The sequence below is a fragment of the Vibrio sp. 10N.222.49.C9 genome (assembly GCF_041474985.1).
In the GTDB taxonomy this organism is placed as follows: Bacteria; Pseudomonadota; Gammaproteobacteria; order Enterobacterales; family Vibrionaceae; genus Vibrio; species Vibrio crassostreae_C.
The window spans coordinates 1-264 of sequence record NZ_JBFRVD010001033.1 but is presented as its reverse complement, the minus strand read 5'-3'; the positions used below and the strand labels follow the sequence as shown (position 1 = coordinate 264).

The 264-nt window shown below is 49.2% G+C and carries 1 protein-coding gene; it reads right to left on the bottom strand.

What is annotated here, in order from left to right:
- Nucleotides 1–264: flavoprotein (locus AB4585_RS26760; RefSeq protein WP_372171773.1), on the bottom strand; the 264-nt coding region annotated here is incomplete at both ends.

Genomic DNA, 264 nt, shown 5'->3' with positions numbered 1-264 from the left:
TCGGGCCTGCGGTAATTACAATCTTCTTATCTTGCAATAGTTTAGGCTGAAATTGAGCAATGCATCGCTCAACTAACTGCATTGGCTCTAACATTCGACCTGCACCGATATCGCCACAGGCTTGTTCGCCAGACGCTGGACCCCAGATGGTCATTCCACGACGTTGTAGTGTGGAAATATTCTCTTGGGTCGCCACGTTTTTGTACATTTGCTGATTCATTGCCGGAGCAACAGCAACCGGTGCATCAGTGGCTAGCACCACAG